19 protein-coding genes and 2 tRNA genes are annotated in these 18802 nt (G+C 72.4%); 3 read left to right on the top strand and 18 right to left on the bottom strand.

The features are described 5' to 3' along the window. Window positions 1-250 precede the first annotated feature (250 nt). From LIV55_RS15365 to tig, 12 genes are all read right to left on the bottom strand, one after another. A complete protein-coding gene (locus LIV55_RS15365) occupies window positions 251-565 on the bottom strand; it encodes a hypothetical protein (RefSeq protein ID WP_229300827.1) in 315 nt (104 codons plus the stop codon). Between the two features lie 98 nt (window positions 566-663). Next, complete coding sequence (locus LIV55_RS15360) at window positions 664-1338, bottom strand: ATP-dependent Clp protease proteolytic subunit (RefSeq protein WP_068273819.1); 675 nt, start codon at window positions 1336-1338, stop codon at window positions 664-666. A 27-nt stretch (window positions 1339-1365) separates the two neighbouring features. Then, window positions 1366-1992: an ATP-dependent Clp protease proteolytic subunit gene (locus LIV55_RS15355; RefSeq protein WP_068273817.1), complete on the bottom strand. Its 627-nt coding sequence runs from the start codon at window positions 1990-1992 to the stop codon at window positions 1366-1368. Window positions 1993-2121: 129 nt separating this feature from the next. After that, window positions 2122-2250 carry a hypothetical protein gene (locus LIV55_RS17040; RefSeq protein WP_267493016.1) on the bottom strand — a complete coding sequence of 43 codons (129 nt, stop codon included), beginning with the start codon at window positions 2248-2250 and terminating at the stop codon, window positions 2122-2124. A gap of 38 nt (window positions 2251-2288) precedes the next feature. Beyond that, entirely contained in the window at window positions 2289-2504 is a 216-nt protein-coding gene (locus LIV55_RS15350) for a hypothetical protein (RefSeq protein ID WP_229300826.1), read from the bottom strand. A gap of 82 nt (window positions 2505-2586) precedes the next feature. Beyond that, window positions 2587-4851, bottom strand: a complete 2265-nt coding sequence (treS, locus tag LIV55_RS15345; protein ID WP_229300825.1) for a maltose alpha-D-glucosyltransferase — start codon at window positions 4849-4851, stop codon at window positions 2587-2589. 50 nt (window positions 4852-4901) lie between these two features. Further along, the gene (locus LIV55_RS15340) at window positions 4902-5510 is read right to left on the bottom strand and encodes a response regulator transcription factor (protein ID WP_229300824.1); all 609 of its coding nucleotides are present in this window, start codon (window positions 5508-5510) and stop codon (window positions 4902-4904) included. Beyond that, window positions 5507-6601, bottom strand: coding sequence for a sensor histidine kinase (locus tag LIV55_RS15335; RefSeq protein ID WP_229300823.1), 1095 nt, complete (start codon window positions 6599-6601; stop codon window positions 5507-5509). Before LIV55_RS15335 ends, LIV55_RS15340 begins: the two co-directional genes overlap by 4 nt. A 33-nt stretch (window positions 6602-6634) precedes the next feature. After that, window positions 6635-7405, bottom strand: coding sequence for an ABC transporter permease (locus LIV55_RS15330; RefSeq protein WP_267493015.1), 771 nt, complete (start codon window positions 7403-7405; stop codon window positions 6635-6637). Beyond that, entirely contained in the window at window positions 7402-8385 is a 984-nt protein-coding gene (locus tag LIV55_RS15325) for an ABC transporter ATP-binding protein (RefSeq protein WP_229300822.1), read from the bottom strand. The genes LIV55_RS15330 and LIV55_RS15325 overlap by 4 nt, the downstream gene beginning before the upstream one ends. 67 nt (window positions 8386-8452) lie before the next feature. Continuing rightward, window positions 8453-9664, bottom strand: coding sequence for an MFS transporter (locus LIV55_RS15320; RefSeq protein WP_229300821.1), 1212 nt, complete (start codon window positions 9662-9664; stop codon window positions 8453-8455). Window positions 9665-9753: 89 nt separating this feature from the next. Further along, window positions 9754-11148, bottom strand: a complete 1395-nt coding sequence (gene tig / locus LIV55_RS15315) for a trigger factor (RefSeq protein ID WP_229300820.1) — start codon at window positions 11146-11148, stop codon at window positions 9754-9756. 179 nt (window positions 11149-11327) lie between these two features. On the opposite strand from tig, the gene LIV55_RS15310 reads away from it, so the two are divergent. Continuing rightward, complete coding sequence (locus LIV55_RS15310) at window positions 11328-11837, top strand: hypothetical protein (protein ID WP_229300819.1); 510 nt, start codon at window positions 11328-11330, stop codon at window positions 11835-11837. A gap of 156 nt (window positions 11838-11993) precedes the next feature. On the opposite strand, the gene LIV55_RS15305 is transcribed toward LIV55_RS15310, so the two are convergent. After that, window positions 11994-12067 (bottom strand) — tRNA-Pro (locus LIV55_RS15305). 102 nt (window positions 12068-12169) lie between these two features. Between LIV55_RS15305 and LIV55_RS15300 the strand changes: the two genes are divergently transcribed. Then, window positions 12170-12240 (top strand) — tRNA-Gly (locus tag LIV55_RS15300). A 72-nt stretch (window positions 12241-12312) separates the two neighbouring features. On the opposite strand, the gene LIV55_RS15295 is transcribed toward LIV55_RS15300, so the two are convergent. The 5 genes from LIV55_RS15295 to LIV55_RS15275 all read right to left on the bottom strand — a co-directional run bounded on the left by LIV55_RS15295 (window position 12313) and on the right by LIV55_RS15275 (window position 16072). Continuing rightward, window positions 12313-12861, bottom strand: a complete 549-nt coding sequence (locus tag LIV55_RS15295) for an NYN domain-containing protein (RefSeq protein WP_068273791.1) — start codon at window positions 12859-12861, stop codon at window positions 12313-12315. 9 nt (window positions 12862-12870) lie between these two features. After that, on the bottom strand, window positions 12871-13611 hold the full coding sequence (gene trmB, locus LIV55_RS15290) for a tRNA (guanosine(46)-N7)-methyltransferase TrmB (RefSeq protein WP_229300818.1): 741 nt from the start codon (window positions 13609-13611) through the stop codon (window positions 12871-12873). A 46-nt stretch (window positions 13612-13657) separates the two neighbouring features. Then, window positions 13658-14755 carry a PP2C family protein-serine/threonine phosphatase gene (locus LIV55_RS15285; protein WP_229300817.1) on the bottom strand — a complete coding sequence of 366 codons (1098 nt, stop codon included), beginning with the start codon at window positions 14753-14755 and terminating at the stop codon, window positions 13658-13660. A gap of 183 nt (window positions 14756-14938) precedes the next feature. Beyond that, complete coding sequence (locus tag LIV55_RS15280; protein WP_123090955.1) at window positions 14939-15403, bottom strand: ribose-5-phosphate isomerase; 465 nt, start codon at window positions 15401-15403, stop codon at window positions 14939-14941. Window positions 15404-15463: 60 nt separating this feature from the next. After that, a complete protein-coding gene (locus LIV55_RS15275) occupies window positions 15464-16072 on the bottom strand; it encodes a mycothiol-dependent nitroreductase Rv2466c family protein (RefSeq protein ID WP_229300816.1) in 609 nt (202 codons plus the stop codon). Window positions 16073-16194: 122 nt separating this feature from the next. Between LIV55_RS15275 and pepN the strand changes: the two genes are divergently transcribed. Further along, on the top strand, window positions 16195-18753 hold the full coding sequence (gene pepN / locus LIV55_RS15270) for an aminopeptidase N (RefSeq protein WP_229300815.1): 2559 nt from the start codon (window positions 16195-16197) through the stop codon (window positions 18751-18753). The last annotated feature ends 49 nt before the right edge of the window (window positions 18754-18802 follow it).

The following is an 18802-nucleotide window of genomic DNA, read 5'->3' as shown; positions in this document are numbered from 1 at the left end:
AGATCCTCTCGCTCGCCCGGTGCCGCCGGTCGCCGCCGGCCGACGTGCCCGACGGTACCCGTCGGCTCGTCGCTGTCCTGCTATTGGACACCGCGTGTGGGGGGCGCGTCGCGCCTGTCCGCTGTCAGCGCAACGCGGTGAGGGCGACCGATCCGGTGACCGCGAGGACGAGCGAAGGGGTGGCCCGTCGCGTCCCGCTGCACAGCGTCGTCATGAGTGCGCCGCGTGCGTCCTCCTGCGCGTAGAGGAGTTATGTCCGGCCCCTCATGAGGCGCACGCCGCACCCGTCCGAGACGGTGTAGGCGCGGACGGTGGCAGTCCGCGAGACGTCGCCGCCGAGGCGCTGGTCCACGTCGAGCCGGTAGTACGCGTAGCCCGCCCCGCCGCCGCCGGGTAGTGCCACGTCGGTGACGGTGACGACGGCGAGGACATCGGCGCGCTCGGCCTGCTGCTGAGGGGTCCCGCGCACGCACGAGCAGGTCTGGGAGCACGGGGCAGCACGGGCGGTCGGCGTGCTGCCGAGGACGCCGAGACCCACGAGCACGGACGCGAGGAGGAGCCTCATCCCCCTTCGACGTCCCTGGGGTGCCCTCGGTTCCCTCCCCCGGGCACGACGACGGCCGCCGGCCCGATGGGGGCGGCGGCCGTCGTCGACGGTCCGGCTCAGTCCTCGAGCGAGGCCTTGCGCGGGGTGAGCACGAGGTCGATGAGCCCGTAGTCCTTGGCCTCGGCGGCCGAGAGGATCTTGTCGCGCTCGATGTCCTCGCGGACCTGCTCGGGGGTCTTGCCCGAGTGCTTGGCCCAGGTCTCCTCGAGCCACTCGCGCATGCGCAGCACCTCGTTGGCCTGGATCTCCAGGTCGGAGGCCTGACCGCCCGCACCACCGGCGAGAGCCGGCTGGTGGATGAGGATGCGCGAGTTCGGCAGGGCGAAGCGCTTGCCCGGGGCGCCGGCGGCGAGGAGCACCGCGGCGGCCGAGGCGGCCTGGCCGATGACGAAGGTCTGGATGTCAGGACGGATGTACTGCATCGTGTCGTAGATCGCCGTCATGGCGGTGAAGGAGCCGCCCGGGCTGTTGATGTACATGAGGATGTCGCGCTCGGGCTCCATCGACTCGAGCACGAGCAGCTGGGCGATGATGTCGTCCGCGCTGGCGTCGTCCACCTGCACCCCGAGGAAGATGATGCGGTCCTCGAAGAGCTTGGTGTACGGGTCCATCCGCTTCATGCCGTAGGAGGTGCGCTCCTCGAAGTTCGGCAGGATGTAGCGGCTCGACGGGCCGGGGCGCATCGGGGCGTCACCGGGCATGGACGTGCGGGCCTGGGGGTCGAAGTACATGTGTCTCTCTCCTGGTCTCTCGCGCGCTCAGTCGGTGACCGGGTTGTCGCTGCGCGGCCCGGCCTGCGCCGCGCTCTCGAAGACGTGGTCGATGAAGCCGTACTCCTTGGCCTCCTCGGCGGAGAACCACCGGTCGCGGTCGGAGTCCTTCTCGATCCGCTCGAGGTCCTGGCCCGTGTGCTGGGCGATGAGCTCGGCCATCTGCTTCTTGACGAAGAGCATCTGCTCGGCCTGGATCTTGATGTCGGACGCGGTGCCGCCGATGCCGCCCGAGGGCTGGTGCATCATGACCCGCGCGTGGGGGGTCGCGTACCGCTTGCCCGGGGTGCCGGCCGACAGGAGGAACTGGCCCATCGACGCGGCCAGGCCCATGGCCACGGTCGCGACGTCGTTGGGGATCCACTTCATCGTGTCGAAGATGGCCATGCCGGCGGAGATCGAGCCGCCGGGGCTGTTGATGTACAGCCAGATGTCCTTCTCCGGGTCCTCCGCCGCGAGGAGCAGCATCTGGGCCGCGATGGCGTTCGCGTTGTCGTCGCGCACGTCCGACCCGAGGAAGATGATCCGCTCCTTGAGGAGCCGCTGGTAGATGTGGTCGTCGAGTCCGAGGCCGCCCTGGGGGCCTGCCGCGACGATCTCGCTGGGGTTGCTCACGCTCGCTCGCTCTCGTGTCGTGATGGCGTTGTCAGTGACCCTAACGCCGAAGGGTCGGGCGCTACTCCCGACCCATCTGCGTGTTCGCCGTGGGCGCAACCGGGCGCGAAGGGGGAGCCGCGCGGCTGCTCAGAGCGCGAGGTTGAGCAGCACCGTGAGCAGGACCGACAGGAGCAGGGAGACGACGATCATCGTCAGGCATCCCGCGGCGCCCCCGAGGGGGCGGACCTGGACGCGTCGGCGGGGGGGCTGGGTCATCACCTCACGCTAACGGCGGCGACGGGGGCTCGACCGTGTCAGCTGTCGTCGTCCTCGCCGCCGGCGTCGTCCTCGCCGTCGTCGCCGCCGTCCTGACCGTCGTCACCGTCGTCGCCCTCGTCCTGACCGTCGCCGCCGTCCTCCTCGGTCTGGCTCGACCCGGGCTCGTCCTCTCCCCCGAGCGGCAGCACGCAGGCGGAGAGACCGAGCGGGAGGGCGGCGGCGAGCAGGACGGCGGTGAGGGTGCGGCGCATGCACCCACCCTGGACGACGTGGATGAGACGGCGATGAGAGAGCGGCCCGCCGGGGCGGCCCGCCGGGGCGGTCCGCCCCGCCTCAGGAGCGCACGAGCAGCGCCAGCGCCGCGTGCGCCTCGAGCTCGACGTGGAAGCCGTGCAGCTGGTCGACCTCGCCGAAGGTCGACCCGTCGCCCATGTCCATGAGCCGGGCGCCGGGGACGAGGTGCTCGCTGATGACCGTGCCGGAGATCGGCTCGGCGGCGAAGTTGAGCACCGTCACCTGCATCTGCCCCTCGATGCTCTCGTAGTCGTGGACCATGACGAGCATCGCCGGGTGCGCGACGTCGGGCACGTCGACCTGGCTCGTCGTCGCGATCTGGAAGTACCCGCGCAGGTGCAGGATCTGCTTGAGCCGGTAGACGAAGGACGTCTCGTCCTCGAGCTGCTCGGGCAGGGTGCCGTAGAGCGATCGGGCCCGCGGCATGCCGGACATCGAGCGCTGGGCGGAGGGGTCGACGCCGAGCAGGTCGTAGGCACCGCGGTGGATCCAGCGGGTGTCTCCCCCGTCGAGCAGCGGCGCGACGTCCGGGTGGTCGGCGGGCAGCGGCAGCGCGCCGGTGAGGTCCCACCCGGAGAGGGCGAAGACGCCCGGCTGGAGAGCGTTGTAGCTCGCGAGGAGCAGGTGCGCCTGCCGGATCCGGGCGACCTCCTCCTCGCCGATCGCGTCGAGGTCGGTGATGCCGAGCGACCCGGCGATGATCGACGCCGTCGTCGAGGCGATGCCGTTGGTCGTGAAGACCTGGTTGTACGGCGCGGCCGCGCCGGTGAGGCGCTCGGTGAGCTCGCCACGGATCGTCTCGGCGAGCACCTCGCCGCTCACCTGCTCGCCGCGGAAGGTGAACTCCTCCTCGCGGTGCTCGCTGGCGAAGTGGACGAGCTCGTAGGTCATCTCGTCGTGGTTCTGCAGCGCGTGGACGAGCCCGACCGCATGGACGCCCCGAGCCATCGCCTCGCGCATCGTCAGCCGGAGGAACTCCGTGTCGGCCGTCGCGAGCGCGTGCTGGTAGGCGGGCCGGTTGACGAAGTCGTAGGACAGGTCGGCGCCGGCCTCGGAGGTCGTCGCGATGTCGTCGATCGAGAGGTTGAGCTCCTGGAAGGTGAAGCCGCCGATCTTGCGCACCATCGACCCGATGAGCTGGTTGGCCGCCTCCGACAGGGGGTGGCCCTCGGACCACGCGGGCGAGCCCTCCGCGGACTTCTCGACCCCGAGGAACCCGTTGGCGTCGAGCCGCAGACCCCCGGAGCCGAGGTCGCCGAGGCTGTGCAGGGCGTCGCCCATGACCATGCGCATGCCGGCGAAGGTGGGGTCGAGCCAGTTGATCGAGGGCTGGCCCTCCTTGAAGTAGTGCAGGTAGACCCAGCGCCGCCGGACGCCATCGGGACCGGTGACGACGGAGGTCGCGCTCCAGTTCGTGTCCTTGACCCCGGGCACGTGGAAGATCACCCGCTGGAGGCGGCCGACGATGTAGCCCGCCTCCGACAGCGCGGCCTCCGCCTCCTCGTCGAGGTTGACCGAGTCGCGCCCCTCGGGCACGTCGGGCAGCAGGTGCCAGTCCTCCTCGGGCACGAGGACCATGTGGTAGATCCCGGGGTAGTCGTCGACCCCGAGCTCGGCAAGGCGGAAGTCGGCGCCCTTGCCGGTGTGCCCGGGCACGATGTCGTCGATGACCGTGCCGTCGTGGGCGGCCGCGGTGACGCACATCTCGCGGAACTCGTCCTCGGTGCCGAAGGCGGTGTCGATGTGGGTCGAGATGCGGTCGAAGTGCCCGTCGATGCTCGGCGTGGGGCTCCACCCGGAGATCCCGCCGGCCTGCTTGACCGGGCCCGTGTGCAGGCCGTGGATGCCGATGTCGGCGAAGGTGCGCCACAGCTCGTCGTCGCCGAGCGCGGCGAGGAAGGAGCGCCCGGGCGGGGTGATCATCGAGATCGGGTAGGCGGTGAACCACACCGACGCGGTCTGGACCGCGAGGCGCGGGTCCGGGGTGGCGTAGGGGTTCTGCCACATCGAGCCCACGGCCGAGAACTGCCGGGCGATGGCCTTCGCGTCGGCGAGCATCGACTGGTCGCGCAGCCACTCGACGTAGACGGGGTTGTCCCCGAGCGGCTCACCGGAGCGCAGCTCGGCCGGCGAGGGCGACCCCTGGGGCCGCAGCCGGCCCCGCGGACGAAGGGCGCGGGGTCGGGCGGGGTAGAAGACCTGGGCGAAGTTCGGCTCGTGGGGGTCCTGCTCGAGCAGGTCGGACTCCACGGCGGCCTCGAGGAGCTCGTCGTCAGGGGTGACGTCCGGCGAGATGTCGGTCATGACGCACAACCCTAGGGTCCGACCCGCCCGGATCGCACACCGCGCTGCGCCTAGAGCCAGCCGTTGTCATGGGCGACCCTCGCCGCCTCCATCCGGGTCGTCGTGCCCGTCTTGCCGATGGCCGAGGACAGGTGGTTGCGCACCGTGCCCGGCGAGAGGTAGACCTGCGCGGCGATGCTCGCGACCGGGGCGCCCGTGAGCGCCTCGCGCAGGACCTCCCGCTCGCGCGGGGAGAGGGGGTTCACCCCTTCGTAGAGCGACTCCGCGGCGAGCGTCGGGTCGATGACGCGCAGACCCGAGTGCACCCGGCGCACCGCCTCGGCGAGCTCGCTCGCCGGGGTGTCCTTGACGACGAAGCCCCGCGCACCGGCCTCGAGAGCCCGACGCACGTAGCCGGCCCGCCCGAAGGTCGTGACGACGAGCGCCCGGCACGACGGCTCCTCGCGGGAGAGCTGCTCGGCGACGTCGATGCCCGACATGCCGGGCATCTCGATGTCGAGCAGCGCGACCTCGGCCCCGGTGCGCCGCACCGCGGTGAGGACCTCGTCGCCGCGGCCGACCTCGCCGACGACGTCGATGTCGCGCTCGAGACCGAGCAGAGCCGCGAGGGCGCCCCGCACGAGGGCCTGGTCGTCGGCCAGCAGCACCTTGATGCTCACAACGTCACCTCCACGCGCGTGCCCGGCTCGGCCGCCTCGACGACGACGCTCCCGCCGGACGGCTCGACCCGCTCTCGAAGTCCCCGCAGACCGTTGCCCTCGCGCCCCGAGCGCGGCCCCCGCCCGTCGTCGACGACGACGAGGCGGTCCTCGCCCAGGGTGACGACGCACCCGGTCGCGCCGCTGTGGCGCACGACGTTCGTCGCGAGCTCGCGCAGTGCCCACGCGAGGGTGATCCGGTGCCGCGGGTCGACCTCGGCCGGGTCGCCGTCGACGACGAGCGCGATGCCCGCGTCTGCCATCGCGCCGCGCGCCGAGTCGATCTCGTCCGCGAGCCGGGCGACGCGCAGCCCCGCCACGGTGGCCCGGATCTCGGCGAGCGACTGGCGGGCGATGGAGCGCAGCTCGGCGAGCTCGGCCTTGGCCCGCTCGGGGTCGACGTCGACGAGACGCTCGGCGAGCTCGGCCTTGACGGTGACGACGGTCAGCGAGTGGCCGAGGACGTCGTGCACGTCGCGGGCGACCCGCTCGCGCTCCTGGCTGATCGACAGGCGCTGCTCCGAGGCACGCCGCCGCGAGGAGCTGCGGTCGAGGCCGCCGACGAGGATGAGCGTCAGCGTGACCATCGGGTAGACGAGGTAGACGAAGGCGAGCTGCTCGATGCCCACCTGCGACACGACGACCGAGGCGATGCCCAGGGCCAGGCCGAGCGCGACGAGGGCCTGCCAGGGTCGCAGGGCGATGCCGGCGAGGGCGAGGACGAAGGGGACGAGCCCGAGCGAGGCGATGCCGGCGGTGGGGATCGTCGCGAGGGTGAGGGCGACGAGGACCGCGAGGTAGGTCCACACGCTCCAGCTCGTGCCCTCGGGCCGGTCCTCCGCGCGCATCGCGTGGAGGTAGACGACGCTGAAGGCGAGGACGACGAGGATCCCCAGCGCGCGCCACGGCCACGGCGCGTCGTCCTGGACGATGGAGACGACCGGGAAGACGATGAAGACGAGCCAGACCGCGCCGAGGAGCCAGCCGAAGCGGGCCCAGGGGTCGCGCTCGAACTCCTCCCCCACCACCACGTCGCCGCGTCGTCGCTCCATGGGCCGCAGGCTAGCGCCGGGCATCGCCGGGGGTCACTGACGGCCGCGGCTGCGGCGCACGAGCAGGGTGGCGACGACGGCGAAGATCGCGCCCCAGACGAGCAGGTTGGTCACCGGCACCCACAGCGGCTCCTGCACCATCGCCGCACCGTCCTGCGTGCTCACGAGCCAGCCCTCGGTGATGGGGTAGCGCGCCAGCGAGATGTAGCCGTAGAGCGGGGTGAAGCGGGCGATGTCGAGCAGCGTGCCCGACAGGGGGGTGAAGACGTTGCCGAGGAAGGCGAAGATGACGAGCGTGCCCGAGGCCGCGCCGACGGCGCTCTCCGAGCGGAAGGCGAGCCCGACGCACAGCCCGTAGAGGGCGAAGACCCCCGCACCGGCCAGGACGACGAGCGCCGAGAGGACCCACGCCTGCACGGTGCCCTCGGCGCCGGTGAGCGCCCCGATGAGGTAGATGAGCCCGATCGGCACGCACGCGACGGTGAGCGCGGTGACCGCCTTGCTGAGGACGAAGGAGGAGTCGCGCATCGGGGTGAGGCCGAGCTGACGGCCCCAGCCCTGCATCTTCTCGACCGCCGCCCCGCCGCCGATGGAGGTCGTGGCGGTCACGGCGCCGTACGCGGCCATCGAGACCATGATGTAGAGACCGACGTTGCCGTTGCCGGCCGACTCGTCCTTGAAGGACTGGGTCGCGCCGAAGATGACGAAGAGGAAGGCCGGCAGCGCGGCGGTGAAGAAGAGCCCGACCGGGTCGCGCACGATCCGTCGCAGCTCCATGCCCGTGTACGTGGGGTTGATGCTCATGCCCGGCTCCCGCTGGTCTCGTGCTCGGTGGTCTCGTCGGTGGTGCGGTGGGGGTCGTCGGCCCCCTGCCCGGTGAGGGCGAGGAAGGCCTCGTCGAGCGAGCCCGTCGTGATCTCGAGGTTGGACCCGCCGAGGTCGAGCAGGGTGCGGGCCAGCGCGTCGGAGTCGGCGGCGAGCACCCGCACCCGTGGCCCCTGCCGCTCGAGCGAGTGCACCCCCGCAGCGGCCTCGAGCCGTGCGTCGAGCTCGGGGGCGAGGTCGGCGCTCACGACGCGCCCGGTCGCCCGGGCGCGGATGGCCTCGGTCGTGCCGTCGGCGACGACGACGCCACTGGACATGAGGACGATCCGGTCGGCGAAGGTGTTGGCCTCCTCGAGGTAGTGCGTCGCGAAGATGATCGTGCGGCCCTGCGCGGCCTCGGCGTGCATCGCCGCCCAGAAGTCGCGCCGGGCGCCGACGTCCATGCCCGCCGTGGGCTCGTCGAGGACGAGCAGGTCGGGGTCGGGCAGGAGCGCGAGGGCGAAGCGCAGCCGCTGCTGCTCGCCGCCAGAGCACTTGCTCACGCGGCGACGGGCCAGCGCGGTGATCCCGGCCCGCTCCATGACCTCGGCGACCGGCTGCGGCGAGGCGAAGGTCGAGGCGATGACCTCGACGGTCTCCTCGACCGTGAGGTCGCGGAGCAGGCCGCCGGTCTGGAGCACCGCCGACACCCGCCCGGCGTCGACCGCGGCGCGCGGCACGGTGCCGAAGACCTCGACGCCGCCCGACGACGGCTGGGTGAGACCGAGCACCATGTCGAGGGTCGTCGTCTTGCCGGCGCCGTTCGGCCCGAGCATGGCGACGACCTCGCCGTGCCCGACCTCGAGGTCGACGCCGCGCACGGCCTCGACCCGCTGCCGGGCGAGCGTGAAGTGCTTGGTCACCTGCCGCAGCCGCAGCGCCGGGGGCGCCCCCTGCTCAGTTCGCGTGTCCTGGTCCATGCCCCCACCCTGCCCGGCGGGAGGAGGGGGCGCTGCCCCCTTCGTCATCGGGGCCGCATGACACCTGTCATGCGCTGCGCGCGGGCTGAGCGGCACGGGCGTCGTCCGGCTCGACGACGGCGGGCAGGGTGACGAGGGCGAGGAGGATCATCACGGCGACGAGCAGCAGCGCGCGCAGGATGCCGACGTGGTCGCCGAGCAGGCCGAGCACCGGCGGGCCGGCGATGAAGGCCGCGTAGCCGATCGTCGCGACGACCGACATCCGCGCGGCGGCGCGACGCGGGTCGTCGGCTGCGGCGCTCATGCCGACGGGGAAGCCCAGGCTCACGCCGAATCCCCACAGCAGCGTGCCGACGTAGGCCGTCGCGGGCGGGGTGAGCACGACGAGCAGCGAGCCGACCGCGGCGACAACGAGCATCGGCAGGAGCACCCGCCGGCGGCCGTAGACGTCGAGGAGGCGGGTGCCGAGCACCCGTCCGAGGGTCATCGCGCCGAGGAAGCACGCGAAGGCGACGACGCCGGCCCACGTCGGCACCCCGTGGCCGTCGACGAAGGCGACGGCGATCCAGTCGTTGGCCGTGCCCTCGGTGAAGGCGGCGACGAGGACGAAGACGCCGATGAGCGCCGTGCGCGGCTCGCGCCACGCCGAGCGGGTGACGCCGGTCGTGCCCGGCTCGTCGGGCAGCCGCGGGTCGGCGAGGAAGTGGCGCTGGGTGCGCAGCGCGAGCGTGGCGGCCAGCGCGACGACGACGACGAAGTGCACGAGCAACGAGACGTCGAGGGCGACGAGACCGGCGCCGACGAGGGCCGCGAGGACGGTGCCGCCGCTGAAGAACGCGTGGTACAGCGGCATCGTCGAGCGGCCGAGCGCCCGCTCGACGGTCGCGCCCTGGAGGTTCATCGACACGTCCCACAGGCTCACGCCCGCCGAGGTGACGAAGAGGCCGGCGGAGATGAGCGGTCGGGAGCCCGCGACCTGGGCGCCGAGACCGACGCCGAGGATCCCGACGGAGGCGAGGACCGCGCCGACGACGACGGCCCGGCCCGTCCCGACGCGCTCGGCGAGACGACCGGCGACCGGCAGCGCGAGCAGGGAGCCGACGCTGCCCGCGAGCAGGGTGATGCCGAGCTCGCCGCTCGTCAGGCCGAGCATCGACTTGATGTCCGGCAGCCGGCTCGCCCAGGTCGCGAAGACGACCCCGGCGAGGGCGAAGACGAGCAGGAGCGCGCGGTGGGCACGCTCCTGGGGCACGGCGGACGTGCGGGCGGCGGTGGTCACGCCGGGCTCCTTCTGCGGTGGTGCGGCAGCGACGAAGGGGGGACCCGACCGCGTGGTCGGCTCCCCCCTTCGTCGCGAGGTGCGGTGGATCAGGCCTTGGAGGCGTCCTGCTCCTGCGTGGCCTCGGCCTCGGGGGCCTCGGTCTCGACCGACGTGCTGTCGCCCTCGGTCACCTCGGGAGTCTCGGTCTCCACCGACTCGTCGCTCTCGCCCTCGGCGTCCGGGACGAGCTCGTCGAGGTCGATCGCGTTGCCGTCGGTGTCGGTGATGCTCGCCTTGTCGAGGACCGCGGCGAGGGCCTTGCGACGGCCGACCTCGCCGACCATCGCCTGCACCTGACCCTGCTGGTCGATGAGCTGGGCGAACTGGTTGGGGTCCATGCCGTACTGCTGGGCCTGCATGACGAGGTACTCGACGAGCTCGGGCTGGCCGACCTCGACCTGCTCGGCCTCGACGATCGCGTCGAGGAGGAACTGCGAGGTGAGCGCCTTGCGGGTCGACTCGTCGACCTCGGCACGGTGCTCGTCGTCCTCGAGGCGACCCTCCTGCTCGAGGTGCTGGTGCACCTCGCCCTCGACGATGCTCTCCGGGAGGTCGATCTGGACCTGCTCGAGGAGGGCCTCGAGGACCTTGTCGCGGGCCTGGATGCCCTGCTCGAACTTCTTGGCCTGCTCGGCCTGCTTCGCGACGTCGGCGCGCAGCTCCTCGGCCGTGTCGAACTCGCTGGCCATCTGGGCGAAGTCGTCGTCGACCTCGGGCAGCTCGCGGACCTTGACGGACTGGACGGTCACGGTGCACGAGGCGTCCTGACCGGCCTGGTCGCCACCGGCGAGCGGCGAGGTGAAGTCAGCGCTCTCGCCCTTGTTCAGGCCGACGAGCGCGGCGTCCATGCCCTCGAGCATCGTGCCGGAGCCGACCTCGTAGGAGATGCCCTCGACGGCGTCGATCTCCTGGCCGTCGATCTCGGCGCGCAGGTCGATGGAGACGAAGTCGCCGTCCTCGACGGCGCGGTCGACACCGGTGAGGGTGCCGAAGCGCTCGCGCAGCTCGGTCATGCGGGCCTCGACGTCCTCGTCGCTCACGGTGACGGGGTCGACGGTGACGGCCAGGCCGTCGTAGTCGGGGAGGGTGACCTCGGGGCGGACGTCGACCTCGACGGTGAACTCGAGCTGCTCGCCGTCCTCGAGGGGCAGCGAGGTGATCTCGACCTCGGGCTGGCCCAGCGGCTTGAGCTCCTCGGCCTCGACGGCCTGGCCGAAGAACTCCGGCAGGGCCTCGTTGACGGCCTCCTGGAGGACGGCGGCCTTGCCGACGCGCTGCTCGATGATGCGGCTCGGGACCTTGCCCGCGCGGAAGCCCGGGACCTGGATCTGGGAGCCGATGGTCTTCAGGGCGGCGTCGACGTGCGGCGCGAGCTCCTCGCTGGTGACCTCGACGGTCATCTTGACCCGGGTCGGGTTGAGCTTCTCGACGGCACTCTTCACTGCAGGCACTCCAAAGGATCTCTGGCGGGTGGTCAACGGTTGACGCCCACGAGCCGTCTCCGACCCCGCAGGGACCGGTCCCGGCTGCTCCTTGAGGTGGACGCAGACGTAGGTCGTCACACTACCGTCACACCGGCCGCGCGACCCAAACGAGCCCGCCGGGCCCTAGGGTGCCAGCCATGTCGCAGCCATCGGCCACGCCCGCCACCGCCCTGCAGCCCGTGAAGATCGTCGTCGCCGCGATGTGCAGCGGTCTCGTCCTCGTCAGCCTCGTCGGGCTGGTGAGCGCCGGCACCGACGGCGGGGCGGACCCGCTGTGGCTGGCCGTCTTCGCCGTCGTCGCCCTCGCCGGTATCGGTGCCGCGACGACCGTCGGCTTCCGGGTGCCGCCGGTCGACCCGGCCGACCGCGACCCCGGTCGCACCGCGGTCGCCGCGCTCCAGTCCTCGACGATCGTGCGCTGCGCGCTCGTCGAGGCGCCCGGGATCGTCGCCGTGATGCTCGCCTTCGTCAGCGGGTGGGGCCTGCTCGCCCTGCTCGGGCTGGTCATGGTCCCCGTCATGCTGTGGCTCGCCTGGCCCACCCGCTCCAACGTCGCCAAGGTGCAGCGGGCGCTCGAGGCGAAGGGGGCCCGCACGGGCCTCACCGAGCGCCTCTTCGGCACCGGCGGCCCGATGCTCCCGACCTGAGCGGTCTCGCGGCGGGCGTCGATGGTCGAGGTGCGAGGGCCCGCCAGGGCCTGAGCTTCGAGACCACCGGACGCACGGCGGGTCTGGGTACGTCGATGGTCGAGGTGCGAGGGCCCGCCAGGGCCTGAGCCTCGAGACCACCGGACGCACGGCGGGTCGGGGTAGCCGGATTCGAACCGGCGGCCTTCCGCTCCCAAAGCGGACGCGCTACCAAGCTGCGCCATACCCCGTCACCCGGGAGCCGATTCGGTCGGCGTCCGAGCGCGCATTAGGCTAACCCGTGCTCCTCGCGCAGCAGAGCCCGCACCTCGCGGGCAGGCCGCGAGAGGTGTGCGGGCGTAGCTCAATGGTAGAGCCCCAGTCTTCCAAACTGGCTACGCGGGTTCGATTCCCGTCGCCCGCTCCCCCGTCCGTCCGCGGACGCGATGAGACCCCCGCACCGACCTGGTGCGGGGGTCTCGTCGTCCCGGCTCGCTCAGATGAAGTCGGCGGGGTCGTACTCGGAGATCGGGATGATCCGCACGCGCGGCAGCGCGGAGGTGAAGGCGCCGATCTCGTACTCGAGGTCGACGACCTCGAGGCCGGGCACCTGCCGCAGCCCGGTGGAGACGAACTCGGTGAAGCCGGCGACGGCGAGGCGGCGGTCCTCGTCGCGCGAGAGCGCGGTCATCTGCGGGGTGAAGTCGCCGTCGTGGCTGACGAGCATGACGTCGGCGGCCCGGTCGAGCAGCGCGTCCGCGGTGCGCTGGATCGCGATGTCGACGACCTTGCCCGGGCCGCTCAGCGGGACCGGGGTGTAGCCCATGGCGAGCAGCGCCTGGACGAAGGACATCGGCAGGTCCTCGTCGACCGCGAGGAAGAAGAGGGCCTTGACCGGCTGCTGCCAGCGCCGCTCGAGGTGGCCGAGCAGCTTGTTCCAGCGCGGCCGCTCCTCGGGGTGGGGACGTCGGCCGAGGACGGAGGTGCCGAGGGTGGCGTCGATGTTCTCGCCGTCGACGAGGAGATAGCTGGTGCGCTGGGACATGTCGCGACCCTATCCGCGTCCGCGCGGCGTGAGGCGCAGCTCGTGGATGACGCGACCGGCGCGGGTGCCCTTGTCCTCGAAGCCGTCGGTGGGCCGCCAGGACGGCCGCTCCCCCTCGACGACCTCGTACCCGCCGTGCTCGGCGAGCTGCTCGCGCACGTGCTGGGCGTAGAGCTCGTGGTCGGTGGCGACGAGGACGTGGCCGCCGGGCCGCAGCCGTCGCGCGAGGAGGTCGAGGGTGTGCTGCTGGACGAAGCGGCGCTTCGCATGCCGCGCCTTGGGCCACGGGTCGGGGAAGAAGAGGTGGACCGCCTGGAGCGAGCCGTCGGGCACTGCGTCGTGGAGCAGGTCGAGGGCATCACCGCGGTGGACCCGCAGGGTGGTCAGGCCCTCCTCGTCGGCGGCCGCGAGCATCCGGGCGATCCCGGGCACGTGCACCTCGACGGCGAGCACGTCGTGCTCGGGGTGCGCGGCGGCGTAGGCGCGGGCCGCGGCGCCGTGGCCCGACCCGATCTCGAGGACGAAGGGGGCGACCCGCCCGTAGATCCGGGCGCGGGCGGCCTCGTCGAGCCGCTGCGACTCGACGCCGTAGCGGGGCATGAGCGCAGCCATCCGCTCGTCGGTGAGCGGCGAGCTGCGCCAGCGGGGGGTGAAGGTGCGCACCCCCGAGGAGGGCCGGCCGTTCGGGGCGGGCGGGCGGTCGTGCGCGGGGCGGCGCAACGGGTCGTCGTGGGGCTGGTCAGGGGTCATCGGACGCCGATCCTACGGCGCCCCCGCCCCGGTCCGGACGGCCCGGTCAGCTGCGCCGGATGAGGATCGCGGCGCGGTCGTCGGCCTCGCCGGCGCGACCCTGGCGCACGAGCTCGGTCGTCAGCCCGCTCAGGCCGGCGCCGACGGAGGCCTCGGCCCGGCCGAGCATCCAGTCGATGCCGTCGGCGACGTCGGCGGTCGGCGACTCGACGACGCCGTCGGTGTAGACGAGCAGCGCGTCACCGGGCTCGAGCACTCCCTCGACGCGGGGGTACACCGCGTCGGGCAGCAGGCCGAGCGCCGGCCCGAGGGCGGCGGTGACGGTCTGCCACTGGCCGGTCGCCGCGACGAACTGGACGGCGGGCGGGTGCCCGGCGTGGGCGAGGTTGAAGCAGCCGTTCTCGAGGTCGACGTCGAGGTGGACCGCGGTCGCATAGCCCTCGTCCCAGTTCGCCCGGGCGAGGTAGCCGTTGGCCGCGGTGAGCACGCCCGCGGGGTCGACCTGCCCGACGAGGCCGGACAGCGCGCCGGAGAGGGCGAGCGAGCGCGTCGCGACCTTCTGCCCGTGGCCGGCGACGTCGACGAGGATCACCTCGAGCCGGCTGTGGTCCTCCTGGAGCACCGCGACATCGAAGTCACCGGAGAAGGCCTGGTGGTGGGCCGTGGCGAAGGCGCGCTCCGCGTGCCACCCGGCGGGCAGCGGCGGGATCTCGCCGATCGCGAAGAGGCTGTCACGCAGCTCCATGATCATCCGGTCGCCGGTGAAGGCGCCGACCCCGTGCTGGGAGCGCGAGTACGAGGTGGCGAGCAGGGTCCCCATGGTCGCCGCGCAGGCGAAGGGGGCGATGTAGTACGGGCCTCCGGTGCCGAAGGCGACGACCCAGATGATCATCGTCGTGATGGCGACGTAGGTCGCCGCGAGCGCACGGACCGGCAGGACGACACCGGCGAGCAGGATGACGGGGACGAAGGCGGAGACGGGCAGGTACTGCGGTGCGTAGGGGTTGCCGAGGGTGATCGCGAGCGCCGCCGTGAGGAGGACGACGACGCGCGGCGCTGAGCTCGAGTGCGCCAGCGTGCGCACCAACGATGCCCCCAGCTCGGGCAGCGCGAGGCGCCCGCTCTGGGAGGTGGTGGTCGACATCAGGTATCCCTTGGTCGTCGGGCCGCCGCCCGACGGGGCGGCGACACCTCGACACTAGGTGCCAGCCCCCCGGCAGCACGATTCCTTGACCAAGTCTTGAAGAAGAAGACTTCACTGTCCAGGGTTGGACGTTGTATATGGGCCAATCGCCCACCTTCGGGTGGGTCGATCCCCCGGCGTTGCCTAGAGCTCGGGCAGCTCTCGGGTCTGCTCGTAGCGGGTCACCATGTCGATCCGCCGCTGGTGGCGGGGCTCGCCGGTGAAGTCCGTGGAGAGGAAGACGCGCACCATCTCGGTGGCCACCTCGACCGGCTGCATGCGCCCGCCGATGCTGATGACCTGGGCGTCGTTGTGCTCGCGGGCCAGGCGCGCGAGCTCGACGTCGTAGCACAGCGCCGCACGGATGCCGGCCACCTTGTTGGCCGCCATCTGCTCGCCGTTGCCGGACCCCCCGAGGACCACGCCCCGGCTGCCCGGGTCCGCCGCGACCGCCTCGGCGGCGCGCAGCACGAAGACCGGGTAGTCGTCGACGGCGTCGTAGTCGAAGGGGCCGTGGTTGACGACCTCGTGGCCCTCGGACTGGAGGTGGGCGATGAGCTCCTGCTGGAGCTCGTAGGCGGCGTGGTCTCCGCCGATGTGCACGCGCATGGGGTGGTGATACCTCTCGGGTGGGTGCTGCTGGGTGGTGAGGTCCGGGAGCGGACCGGGTCAGACGTCGAAGATCGGGTCGCGGGTGCGCGAGCGCTTGAGCTCGAAGAACCCGTCGGTGCCCGCGACGGCCACGCAGCCGTCCCACAGCCGGCCGGCGGCCTCCCCCTTCGGGGCGGGGCTGACGACCGGGCCGAAGAAGCTCGAGCCGGCCACGGTGATCGTCGGGGTGCCGACGTCGTCGCCGACGAGCTCGCTCACCGCCTGCTTCTTGGCCCGCAGGACGTCGTCGAGCGACTCGTCCTGGCCGGCGTCGAGGAGCGAGGCCGCCAGCCCGACCTGCTCGAGCGCCTCGGCGGTGATCGCGTCGAAGTCGCTGCGGCCCTGGTGGTGGATGCGCTCGCCGAGGGCGTCGTACAGCGGCTTGGCGACCTCGTCGCCGTGCGCGTCGAGCGCCTTGGCCAGGACACGCGACATGCCGTGGATGCGCTCCTGGAACTCGCGGTAGCCCTCGGGGATGTCGCGGCCCTCGTTGAGCGCCCACAGGCTCATCTGCCGCCAGTGGACGTCGACGTCGCGGACCTGCTCCACCTCCATCATCCAGCGGGAGGCCATCCATGCCCACGGGCACGCGGGGTCGAAGTAGAAGTCAACGCTCTCGGTCGCCATGGCGGCATCCTGGCAGAAGCCCGGGCCGGTGAGCCCCGCAGGCCCTGTGTCAGCATGAGGAGGATCACCCGACGGCGCCGTGACCCGGCCGCCGTCCCCAGGACGACACCGATGGAGGCCCCGTGCCCGGCACGAACCTGACCCGCGAGGAGGCCGCGACCCGCGCCGGCCTCGTCCGGGTCGAGAGCTATGACGTCACCCTCGACCTCACCGTGTCCGAGGAGACCTTCGCGACGACGTCGACGATCACCTTCTCCGCGACGACCCCGGGCGCCGAGACCTTCGTCGACTTCATCGGCGAGTCGGTCGACTCGGTGACCCTCAACGGCACGACCCTCTCCCCCGGCGAGCTGTACGCCGACTCCCGCCTGCGGGTGCCCGGCCTGGCCGAGCACAACGTCCTGACGATCGAGGCGACCGGGCGCTACATGCACACCGGCGAGGGGCTGCACCGCTTCGTCGACCCGGTCGACGGCGAGGTCTACCTCTACACGCAGTTCGAGGTGCCGGACAGCCGGCGCATGTACCCGGTCTTCGAGCAGCCCGACCTCAAGGCCTCCTTCACCTTCGACGTCACCGCGCCCGCGCACTGGGTGCTCATCTCGAACTCCGCGACGCCGGAGCCGTCGCCCGTGCGCGAAGGGGTCGCCCGCTGGGCCTTCCCCGCGACCGAGCGGATGAGCAGCTACATCACCGCCCTCGTCGCCGGCCCGTACGACGTCGTGCGCGACAGCGTGACCACCCGCGCCGGCGAGGTGCCGCTCGGCATCTTCTGCCGCCGCTCGCTGAGCGCGCACCTCGACGCCGACCACCTCTTCGACCTCACGAAGGCCGGCTTCGCCTTCTTCGAGGAGGAGTTCGACCAGGCCTACCCCTTCCACAAGTACGACCAGGTCTTCACCCCCGAGTACAACGCCGGGGCGATGGAGAACGCCGGGTGCGTGACGCTGCACGAGATGTACGTCTTCCGCTCGAAGGTCCCCGACAGCCTCGTCGAGCGCCGTGCCCTCACCGTGCTCCACGAGCTCGCGCACATGTGGTTCGGCGACCTCGTGACGATGAAGTGGTGGAACGACCTCTGGCTCAACGAGAGCTTCGCCGAGTGGGCGAGCACGACGTGCCAGGCCGAGGCCACCCAGTGGGCCTCGGCGTGGACGACCTTCTCGACGCACGAGAAGTCGTGGGCCTACCGCCAGGACCAGCTGAGCACCACCCACCCGATCGTCGCCCCGATCCGCGACCTCGCCGACGTCGAGGTCAACTTCGACGGCATCACCTACGCCAAGGGCGCCTCGGTGCTCAAGCAGCTCGTCGCCTACGTCGGCCGCGAGGCCTTCCGCGACGGCCTGCGCGCCTACTTCGCCAAGCACGCGTGGGGCAACACGACCCTCGGCGATCTCCTCGACGAGCTCGAGGCCACCTCGGGCCGCGACCTGCGCTCGTGGTCGGCGCTGTGGCTCGAGACCGCCGGCGTGGCGACCCTGCGCCCCGTCGTCGAGGTCGACGACCGCGGCGCGATCACCGCGGCGCGCGTCGAGCAGAGCGCGACGGACGAGCACCCGACGCTGCGCCCGCACCGGCTCGCGATCGGCTGCTACGACCTCGTCGACGGCGTCCTCACCCGCACGGACCGCATCGAGCTCGACGTCGACGGGGCGGTGACCGAGGTGCCCGCGCTCGTCGGGCGTCAGCAGCCCGACCTGCTCCTCGTCAACGACGACGACCTCGCCTACGCGAAGATCCGCCTCGACGCCCGCTCGCTGGCGACCTTCCGCAGCAACCCGCGCGCCTTCGCCGACTCGCTGCCCGAGTCGCTGTGCCTCGCGAGCGCGTGGGACATGACGCGCGACGCCGAGCTGCCCGCCCGCGAGTACGTGCCGATCGCGCTGGGGGCCCTCGAGGGCCAGGACGACTCCACCCTGCTCAAGACGCTCCTGCAGCAGCTGCGCACGGCGGTCCTGTCCTACTCCGACCCTGCCGTGCGGGCGGGCCTGCGCACCCAGGTGCGCGACCGGATCGAGGAGCTGGCCCGGACCGCCGAGCCCGGCAGCGACGCCCAGCTCCAGCTCGTCACCGCGGTCGCCGACCTCACCGCCCCCGGTGACGACACGACCTTCGTCGCCGGTCTGCTCGACGGCTCGCAGGACGCGCGCGGCCTGGCCGTCGACACCGACATGCGCTGGACCCTGCTCACCGCTCTCGTCGCCGCCGGCGAGCGCACCGCGCAGGACGTCGACGCCGAGGCCGGTCAGGACAACACCGCGACCGGTCGCGAGCGCGCCGCCCGGGCCCGGGGCGCGGCCCCGACGCCGGAGGCGAAGGAGGCCGCCTGGCACGCCGGTGTCGAGGACGCGACGACGTCGAACTCCGTCGTGGACGCCCACGCCCTCGGCTTCGGCCGGGTCGGCGACCCGGCGCTGCTCTCCCCCTTCGTCGCCCGCTACCACGACGCGCTGACGCGCGTGTGGTCCGAGCGCACGCACGCGGTCGCCGAGAGCATCGTCGTGCTCTTCTACCCGATGGCCCTCGCCGGCCCCGAGCTGCTCGCCGCCTCCGACGCGTGGCTGGCCGAGCACCCGGACGCCCCGGCCGGGCTGCGCCGCACCCTCACCGAGCAGCGCGACGCCGTCGCGCGCGCGGTGGCGGCCCAGCAGCGCGACGCGCAGAGCACGGGGGCCTGATCTGGTGCGGACGAGCTCGACCCTGTCCCCCGTCAGCGAGGGCGCGAGC

Origin of the sequence: Janibacter melonis (assembly GCF_020567375.1) — a bacterium.
Lineage (GTDB): Bacteria > Actinomycetota > Actinomycetes > Actinomycetales > Dermatophilaceae > Marihabitans > Marihabitans melonis.
This window is presented reverse-complemented; position numbering and strand designations above follow the sequence as displayed.

Coding starts and splice junctions, on each gene's coding strand:
- LIV55_RS15365 (WP_229300827.1), bottom strand. CDS start 565: ATGAGGCTCCTCCTCGCGTCCGTGCTCGTGGGTCTCGGCGTCCTCGGC.
- LIV55_RS15360 (WP_068273819.1), bottom strand. CDS start 1,338: ATGTACTTCGACCCCCAGGCCCGCACGTCCATGCCCGGTGACGCCCCG.
- LIV55_RS17040 (WP_267493016.1), bottom strand. CDS start 2,250: ATGACCCAGCCCCCCCGCCGACGCGTCCAGGTCCGCCCCCTCGGGGGC.
- LIV55_RS15350 (WP_229300826.1), bottom strand. CDS start 2,504: ATGCGCCGCACCCTCACCGCCGTCCTGCTCGCCGCCGCCCTCCCGCTC.
- treS (WP_229300825.1), bottom strand. CDS start 4,851: ATGACCGACATCTCGCCGGACGTCACCCCTGACGACGAGCTCCTCGAG.
- LIV55_RS15335 (WP_229300823.1), bottom strand. CDS start 6,601: ATGGAGCGACGACGCGGCGACGTGGTGGTGGGGGAGGAGTTCGAGCGC.
- LIV55_RS15330 (WP_267493015.1), bottom strand. CDS start 7,405: ATGAGCATCAACCCCACGTACACGGGCATGGAGCTGCGACGGATCGTG.
- LIV55_RS15325 (WP_229300822.1), bottom strand. CDS start 8,385: ATGGACCAGGACACGCGAACTGAGCAGGGGGCGCCCCCGGCGCTGCGG.
- LIV55_RS15310 (WP_229300819.1), top strand. CDS start 11,328: ATGTCGCAGCCATCGGCCACGCCCGCCACCGCCCTGCAGCCCGTGAAG.
- LIV55_RS15295 (WP_068273791.1), bottom strand. CDS start 12,861: ATGTCCCAGCGCACCAGCTATCTCCTCGTCGACGGCGAGAACATCGAC.
- trmB (WP_229300818.1), bottom strand. CDS start 13,611: ATGACCCCTGACCAGCCCCACGACGACCCGTTGCGCCGCCCCGCGCAC.
- LIV55_RS15285 (WP_229300817.1), bottom strand. CDS start 14,755: ATGTCGACCACCACCTCCCAGAGCGGGCGCCTCGCGCTGCCCGAGCTG.
- LIV55_RS15280 (WP_123090955.1), bottom strand. CDS start 15,403: ATGCGCGTGCACATCGGCGGAGACCACGCCGCCTACGAGCTCCAGCAG.
- LIV55_RS15275 (WP_229300816.1), bottom strand. CDS start 16,072: ATGGCGACCGAGAGCGTTGACTTCTACTTCGACCCCGCGTGCCCGTGG.